General features: G+C 71.6%; 5 protein-coding genes. All 5 read right to left on the bottom strand.

The annotated features are described in order from the left end of the window. Positions 1 to 9: 9 nt before the first annotated feature. Positions 10 to 1290 carry a DUF4350 domain-containing protein gene (locus tag FL344_RS37350; RefSeq protein WP_141621861.1) on the bottom strand — a complete coding sequence of 427 codons (1281 nt, stop codon included), beginning with the start codon at positions 1288 to 1290 and terminating at the stop codon, positions 10 to 12. Then, on the bottom strand, positions 1283 to 3196 hold the full coding sequence (locus FL344_RS37345; protein WP_141621860.1) for a DUF4129 domain-containing protein: 1914 nt from the start codon (positions 3194 to 3196) through the stop codon (positions 1283 to 1285). The genes FL344_RS37350 and FL344_RS37345 overlap by 8 nt, the downstream gene beginning before the upstream one ends. 3 nt (positions 3197 to 3199) lie before the next feature. Next, positions 3200 to 3469, bottom strand: a complete 270-nt coding sequence (locus FL344_RS37340; RefSeq protein ID WP_141621859.1) for a hypothetical protein — start codon at positions 3467 to 3469, stop codon at positions 3200 to 3202. 53 nt (positions 3470 to 3522) lie between these two features. Beyond that, complete coding sequence (gene rho / locus FL344_RS37335; protein WP_141621858.1) at positions 3523 to 5070, bottom strand: transcription termination factor Rho; 1548 nt, start codon at positions 5068 to 5070, stop codon at positions 3523 to 3525. Between the two features lie 266 nt (positions 5071 to 5336). Continuing rightward, the coding region (sppA, locus tag FL344_RS37330; protein ID WP_141621857.1) for a signal peptide peptidase SppA at positions 5337 to 7730 on the bottom strand (2394 nt) is incomplete at its 5' end.

Here is a 7730-nt window from a genome sequence, read left to right as displayed (position 1 = left end):
GGGTGTCGTTCATGTCGTTTCGGGAGGGCTGGGCCGGGCGGCGCCGGCGGAATGAAGGCGTTGTCGCAGCCGCGCCGCGCGCTCTGCGAGCTGCTGGAGGTCCGTGTCGCGCGTCACCGCGCGGCTGTCCGTGGTGAGCTCCTCGAGCCCCTGCGCCAGGTCCGCGCGGCCACGCTCGCGCAGGCCGTGGGTCACCGCGTCCGCGGACGCATGCGCGGGCAGGCCCGCGTGCAGGGCCAGGTCCTGGGTGAGGCCCCGGAGGATGAGCTGGGCGGCGAAACCGTGGTGCCGGCCCTCGCGATAGAGCCGGCCCATGGCGAAGAGCGCGTCGGTGGCGCCCACGCGCGAGGACTCGGGCGGGGGCCGCGGCCGGCCGAAGCGCTTGAGTGACACCGACCACAGCGCCACGCCGAGCAGCAACTGCAACACGGCGAAGTGCAGGCCGTAGCGGCGCGCGAAGTCCACCACCGAGCGCTCGTTGGTGAAGCCGTGGTGGAACTCATCGAATTCGATGGGGCCGGGGCCGATTGACGCCAGGGCACTGAGCCAGAACTGCGCGTTGTCCGCGCGCGCCAGGGCTTGGTTCATCGCCAGCTCCGGGGCGCCCACCACCAGCACGCGGCCCTGCCCGTACGGCACCACCGCCGCCACGAACATGCCCAGCCGTTCATCCTCCAGGACGGGAACGGCCGTCTGGGGCAGCTCCAGGTAGGCCTGGACCTTCGCCTCCACGCGCTCCACGCCCAGCGTGTACGGCGTGGGCTGGGGCGGCACCAGCGTGCGCATGGGAAGGGTGGTGTCCGCCTTGAAGAGCTTCACGTTCAAGGCTTGCAGCACCGGGTTCTCGCGTGAGCCCCACGGCACGTAGATGGCGCTGCCGCCCTCGCGCACGTGCTTCAGCAGTTGCTCGGTTTCATCGTCGTCCAGCGCTGCCGCGCGGAAGGCGTTGAAGCCGGTGCGGGGGACGTGTTCGTCGGCCAGGCCCGCGTCGGGCTCGGCGGCCAGCGCCGTCTGGTCCGGGTCGTCCTCGTAGGCGCCGGACACCTCCACCGCCAGCAGCACCGGCGTGCCCAGTCCGGACACGATGCGCAGGTCCGCCATGCGGCGCGTCACCGGCAAGCCGCTCTCCTGGGCCAGCAGGAACAGGGCCCGCGCGCCGTCCTCCTGCGCGCGATACGTGGACAGCGTGTCCGCGAACGTGTTGCGCCGGGCGCCTCGGACCAGGAAGGTGGCCAGCACCGCGGTGAGCAGCAGGCCCCCCACCACCAGCAGCGGGAAACGGTCACGCACCGGCCACCTCCGGGCGTGACGGCGCGGCCAGCAGGGGCTCGGTGAGCGCGCGGAACTCGCGGTAGCCGTCCACGCCCACCGGCAGGTTGCCGTACCAGGCGAAGTCGAAGCGCCGCGTCAGCTCTCGGAAGGGGGCCTTCCATTCCGCGCGGCCCCGGAACTGAGACAGGTAGTCCCAGTTGCTCAGCGTCTCGTCATAGAGGATGGCGCCGTCGCGGTGGAGCCGGGACAGCAGCGCCAGGTAGAGGCTGCGCACCGCTTCGCGGTAGGCCCCCCGCGCCGCCAGTTCGTCCGCCAGGTGGGCCCAACCCTCGGGAGGGCGTGACAGCGCATGGTGGGCGTCCCCCGCCAGCGTGGACGCGTCCACCGTGGACACCTGCACACCTTCGTCGCCCGCGCGGCGCTTGTCGCGGTTCAGCGCCCGCAGCAGCACCACGCCCAGCACCGCGAGGGTGAGTGTCACCAGCACCACCACCAGCACGTTGGCCACATTCATGCCGCTTAGGAGGGGCTGTGCCGTCTCCTTCCGCGGTTCCGCCGGCTCCCGCTCGAACAGCTTCTTCAGCTGCTCCCCCAGCCAGTCGATGAAGCGCTGCCACCAGCCTGGCGTCTCGGGTGGGGCCGCGGGCTCGGGGGCGTCCTTCTCCGCCTTGGGCGCGGCCTCCGCGAACTCGGGCCGGGCCAGGATGTCCTTCGCCCGCGCGGCGGCGGCGCGTGCATCCGCTCGGGCCTGGGCGTCCACGGTGGCGCCCATCGTGGTGAGCCCCTGCGTCAGCGTGGCGCGGGCCTTGTCGCAGTCCTCCTCGTCGAAGGCCTGCCGCTCCACGCGGCGGACGAAGCGGTCCAGCTTCACGGCTTCGGCGGGCCCCAGGGACTCCAGGGGCGCGTACAGGTCCGCGGAGTCCTCATCCGCCGAAGCCTCACACGCCTCCGTGACCTCGCCCAGCCGCCGCAGCGCCTCTGCGGGGGCCAGGGGCTTCGCGTCCACGGTATCCTGGGCATGGGCTGGCGCCGCCGTCAGCAGGCCCAGGCCCAGGCCCAGTACCACTGCCAGCATCGCCGCGCCACGCGTCGCGCCCGGCGGAGGCAGCGGACGCCCCAAATCCCGGGACGGAAGCTGCTGGACGCTGGCCAGCAGGTCGAGCCCTTCCTGACGCACGCGCCCGTCCACCAGCAGCAGCGTGGCCGTCGCGGCGCGCACCGGCTCGAAGAGGGCGAACGTCGTCACCGCGAGGAAGATCAGCCACTGGCCGTTGTCCAGCGAGGCGAAGCGCTCCGCGAACGTCAGGTCCACGCCCACCAGCTTGCGGCCCAGGAACAGCAGGAAGTTGAAGGCGATGTGCAGGTTGAAGAAGGCCAGCACCTGCACGGACATGAGGGCGCGGACCCACAGCGCGGTGCCGCGCGCCGGGCCCAGCAGTCGTGAGCACGTGCCGTAGAGCTTCAGCGGGCTGCCTCGCCCCTGCATCACCGCCGCGTAGCCCACCCCATGGGACTGCAGCAGGATGTAGCCGAGGCCTCCCGTCACCATCACCACCAGGGTGTTGAGGCCCAGCATGTACGCCACGGCGATGAAGAGCGCGGGCATCCGGCCCAGCGCGGCCTTGAGCGAGGCCCACGCGGAAGGCTCGCCCTGGGTGCCCAGCAGCAGCTCCTGCACGTAATGGCACGTCGCGCCCTGGCCCAGGCCCCGGAGGAACCACGCCAGCGTCAGCAGCAGCGAAGGCACCACGAGCGGCCAGCCCATGCGGACCGACTCCGCCAGGTACAACATGGCGGCCACCACGGCCGCGCCGCCGGGCAGGGTGAGGGCCCAGACGCCCGCGTTGCGGGTACACAGGCGCAGCGCGGCGTCCATCAAGGCCACCGCGTTGCGCGGGCGGAGTTCGAGCGCGGAGACGGCCATGGGCTAGCTCGCCGCCACTTGGGCCAGCAGGAGGATGCCGCCAAAGACGAGCGCTACGCTCATCAGCGCCAGTACCACGTTGCCCGCCGACCACTCGCGGCGCTCACCCGGGCCCTCCAGCGCCTTGAGGCGCTGGTCCAGGCAACTGGCGCAGCGGTTGATGCCCTCGAACTGCGTGGTGCATTCCCGGCAGATGACACGCCGGCACTCCACGCAGACGCCGAGGCCGGCGCGCTCCGGGTGGTAGTGGCAGCGGCCCGAGCCTTGAATCATGCCGCCACCTTAACGCACACCCGGGCCCGCCGTACCACTCCCGAAGCGGGGGACTACAGCTCGTCGAGGAACTCGTCGTTGTACGTGTAGCGGGACAGCCGCTTCACGAGCGCCTCCATGGCCTCCACCGGCTTCACGGAGAAGAGCATCTGCCGCAGCTTCTTCACCTTCTCGTACTCGCGCAGGGTGAAGAGCTTCTCCTCCTTGCGCGTGCCGGACTGGGCGATGTTGACGGCCGGGAAGACGCGCTTCTCCGCCAGGAGGCGGTCCAGGGTGACCTCGGAGTTACCCGTTCCCTTGAACTCCTCGAAGATGACCTCGTCCATGCGGCTGCCGGTGTCGATGAGCGCCGTGCCGATGATGGTCAGCGAGCCGGCCTCCTCCGTCGCGCGGGCGGCGCCGAAGATGCGCTTGGGGCGCTCCAGGGCGCGGCTGTCCACGCCGCCGGACATGGTGCGGCCGGAGTTGTCGACCTCCTTGTTGAAGGCGCGGGCCAGACGCGTAATCGAGTCCAGGAGGATGACCACGTCCTTGCCCGACTCCACCAGCCGGCGCGCGCGCTCCAGGGCCAGCTCCGCCACCTTGAGGTGGTCCGCGGTGGGGCGGTCGGAGCTGGAGGCCAGCACCTCCGCCTTGATGCTCCGCCGCATGTCCGTCACTTCTTCCGGACGCTCGTCGATGAGCACCACCATGACGTGGCACTCCGGGTGGTTGGAGAGGATGGCCTGGGCGATGCGCTGGAGCATGATCGTCTTGCCCGTCTTGGGCGGGGCGACGATGAGCGCGCGCTGTCCCTTGCCAATGGGGGAGATGAGGTCCAGCACCCGGGTCACCATCTCCTTGTGACCGTTCTCCAGCTTGAGCCGCTCGGTGGGGTCCACCGACGTCAGGTCCGCGAAGTGCGGCAGCCGCGGCGCGCCATCGAGCGGCCGGCCGTCCACCGTGTCCACCTTCTGGATGACGCCCTTGTGGCCCCGCATCTGCGCGAAGGCGGTGATGTACTGGCCCTGCCGCAGCCGCAGCTTCTGGACCAGATTCTTGGGCAGCTCCGGGTCATCCGGCGCCGCCAGCAGGTTGCGCTTGAGCTGGCGCAGGAAGGCGTTGGGGCCCTTGGCCTCCGTGTCCAGCACGCCCTCCACCGGCGACAGGTTCGCCTGCTGCGAGGCCTGCTGGCCGCCGCCGTGCTGTGCGTGGCGCGCGTGCTGCTGGCCCCCGCCGCCGTGCGCCGGCTGCGGTGGTTGCTGCTGTTGCTGTTGTTGCTGCGCCTGCCGCTGGCGGTACTGCTCCAGCTCCTGCGGCGTGAGGAAGACCTGGGCCTGCTGGCCGTCCGGTCCCGGCTGCATCCGGTAGGCCTGGCCATCCGGGGTGAAGAGGACCTGCGCGCCACGGCGACGGCGCCGACGGCGGCGGCGGCGGCCGGTGGCCTGGCCGGGCTGCCCGGGGGCGCCACCCTGTGCGCCCCCGCCGGAATCACCGTCGTCGGGCCCCTCGTCGTCGCCCTCGTCGCCACCGTCATCGTCCGGCTCGGGCGGCGCCACGGCGCGGGCGGCGGGAACAGGGGGGGCATCACGTGGGTCGCGGTTATCGGGGTTTTCGCTCATGAACGTTCCAGACTGTGTGCGCCCCGGGCGGCCGCTCCAGGAGGAGGGCGGGGACGCAAGGTGACTCAGGCCGTGGGACAGGAAGCGGACGCGGGGCCCTGGTGACGAGCAGGCCGAACCGCCGTTTCCTGGAGCACCCTGGCGGCCCAAAGCCGTCCGGGGTGCAAGGGTAACAGTAACAGAGGCCGGGGACGGCGCCGCCGCTTTTTTCACGCGGTGTCGTCCGGCCGACCTCCCACCTGCTGATTCAGGCCGCCGCCACGACCTCAGCGGACGGTTATCTGGAAGGGCAACATCGCCTTCACGCCCGGCTGGAGCAACATCAGATTCAGGCCAGCCGAGCGGGCCAGCGCCCGCAGGGACTCGGGCAGGGCGGGCTCTTGCGCGGGCAGCAGGGACAGCGCGGCGCGCACCCCGGGCTCACCGCCCAGCGCGGAGAAGAAGCCCCGCGCCTCGCCCATCACCACCAGGTCCAGCTCCTCGTCCGGAGGGATTCCGGCGCGCATCCGCGCGGAGTCCACCGCTTCCAGCAGGCCGCCCAGCTTGTCCACCAGTCCGCGGGCGAGCGCGTCCTGGCCGCTCCACACCCGGCCCCGGGCGACCTCGTCCACCTTCGCCTTGTCCATCCTCCGCCGCAGCGCCACCTCGGTGATGAAGCTGTCGTAGGAGGCGTCCGCCCACGCCTGGGCCGCCTCCTGCTCCTCCGGCGTCCAGGGGCGCCACACGTCCAGGATGTCCGCCAGCGGCGCGCGGGTCAGGCTCTCCTGGTGCACGCCCAACATCCCGCCCAGCAGGCCCTCGACGGCGGGCTTGATGTAGAAGACGCCGATGCTGCCCGTCAGCGTGGTGGGCAGGGCGAACACCTCGTGCGCGCCAATGGCGGCGTAGTAGCCACCGGACGCGGCCATGTCCCCCATGGAGGCGACGACGGGCTTGTGTTTGGCCGCCTCCATCACGGCTTCGTACATCAGGTGGGACGCCAGCACCTCGCCGCCGCCCGAGTCCACACGCACGACGATGGCCGCCACGCTCGGGTCCGACTGCGCCTGCTCCAGCGCGCGAATGACCGTCTCCGCGCCCGCGAGGCGGCTGAAGCCCAGCGGGTCCTCACGGCTGCGGCCGCCGATGATGTCGCCCAACACCGGCACCACGGCGATGCGGCGCCGGCGGGCCCAGCGGCCATCGCGCTCGTCGCGCGGCGCGTACGTGGTGCTGAAGCGTCCACCCGGCACCAGCTCCGCCACCTTCTTGTCGAGCTCCGTCGAGGAGATGATGCCGTCCATCAACCCCAGCTCCACCGCGCGCTTCGGGTGGGGCAGGCCCAGTGCCCACAGCGCGTGCAGCCGCTCCACGGGCACCTTGCGGCCCTCCTGCACGGCCTTCTCGTAGACGGCCAACTCCGTGTCCAGGTAGGCGTTCGTGGACTCCAAGGACGCGTCGCTGGGCTCGGTGCGGGAGAGCTGCTCCGGGGCCGTCTTGAAGCGGCCCACCCGCGCCACGTCCCAGTGCACGCCCAGCTTCTCCATCGTCCCGCCGTACGTCTGGAGGTGCACGGCCAGGCCGTTGATGTAGAGAATCGACTCCTGCAGCGCGTAGATGCGGTCCGCCGCCGAGGCGACGAAGTAGCCCAGGTCGTCCGTGGACAGCACCACCGCCATCACCCGCTTGCCGGACGCGCGCAGCCGCAGCAGCGCCTGACGCAGCTCCTCCGCCTTGCCCCAGCTCACCCCGGGCAGGCTCTCCATCTTCACCACCACGCCGGCCAGCCGGTCGTCCTGGGTGGCCAGGTCCAGCCACCGCGTCAGCCGCAGGTACGGGTCCGCCTCGCTGACGCCCAGCCATGAGAGGACGGGGCTGGTGCCGCCGCTCAATGCGTCATTCAAGTCCAGCAGCGTCACCACGCCGCCGCGCGGCGCGATGGAGCGGTAGGTCTCCGACGACAGGCGCACCGCCATCAGGTGGTCCAGCCCCGCGTTCGTCCCGCCCGCCGCGTAGGTGAGGCCCAGGTGCGAGGTGTCCACCGTGGCCGCCACCTGGAGCGCGATGGGCACCCCGGAGGTGAAGCCGTGTGACACGCCCGCGCCCAGGCGGAGGCCCGGAATCACCTCCGCGTTGACGGTGTACGTCGCCTGGCCCTGGCGGAAGGCGCCCTCGGAGAAGAGCCAGTCCACGCCCAGCGTGTAGCGCTCATCCAGCGGGCGCACGCCCACGCCCAGGTTGTACTGCCGCTTCAGCGCCAGCGTGCCCTCGGTGGGGGCGTTGATGTCGCGCACCACCGCGCCCAGCGACAGCGCCCGCATGGGGCGCGCCGTGAGGCCCACGTCGAAGGTGTCCAGCGCGTCGATGTCCCGGTTGGAAGAACCGTAGGCGTGCCACGAACCGCCGAGCTGCAGCGTGCGCGTGCCCAGGGAGAGACCCAGGGACGTGCGGCGGTAGTCCGGCTCCGCACGTCCGCGAATCCACTCCATGGCGCCGCCCAGGCCCAGGCCGAGCAGGCGCGTGGCCAGGAAGACGCCGTCTCCCAGGCCGTCATGCACGAGGTTGCGCTCGTGCAGGTAGAAGAGCTGACTGCCGTTGACGAAGCCCAGGCCCGCGGGGTTGAGCGACAGGGCAGTGGCCTCATCCACCAGCGCGGCGCCCGTGGGCGGCAGCGTCAGCCC

The organism is Myxococcus sp. AB036A (assembly GCF_006547355.1).
In the GTDB taxonomy this organism is placed as follows: domain Bacteria; phylum Myxococcota; class Myxococcia; order Myxococcales; family Myxococcaceae; genus Myxococcus; species Myxococcus virescens.
The sequence above is the reverse complement of the archived record's forward strand: the minus strand, read 5'-3'. Positions and strand labels throughout refer to the sequence as shown.

Excerpts from the sequence above, each read along its gene's own strand:
- FL344_RS37345 (WP_141621860.1), bottom strand. The coding sequence starts at position 3,196 with ATGGCCGTCTCCGCGCTCGAACTCCGCCCGCGCAACGCGGTGGCCTTG.
- FL344_RS37340 (WP_141621859.1), bottom strand. The coding sequence starts at position 3,469 with ATGATTCAAGGCTCGGGCCGCTGCCACTACCACCCGGAGCGCGCCGGC.
- rho (WP_141621858.1), bottom strand. The coding sequence starts at position 5,070 with ATGAGCGAAAACCCCGATAACCGCGACCCACGTGATGCCCCCCCTGTT.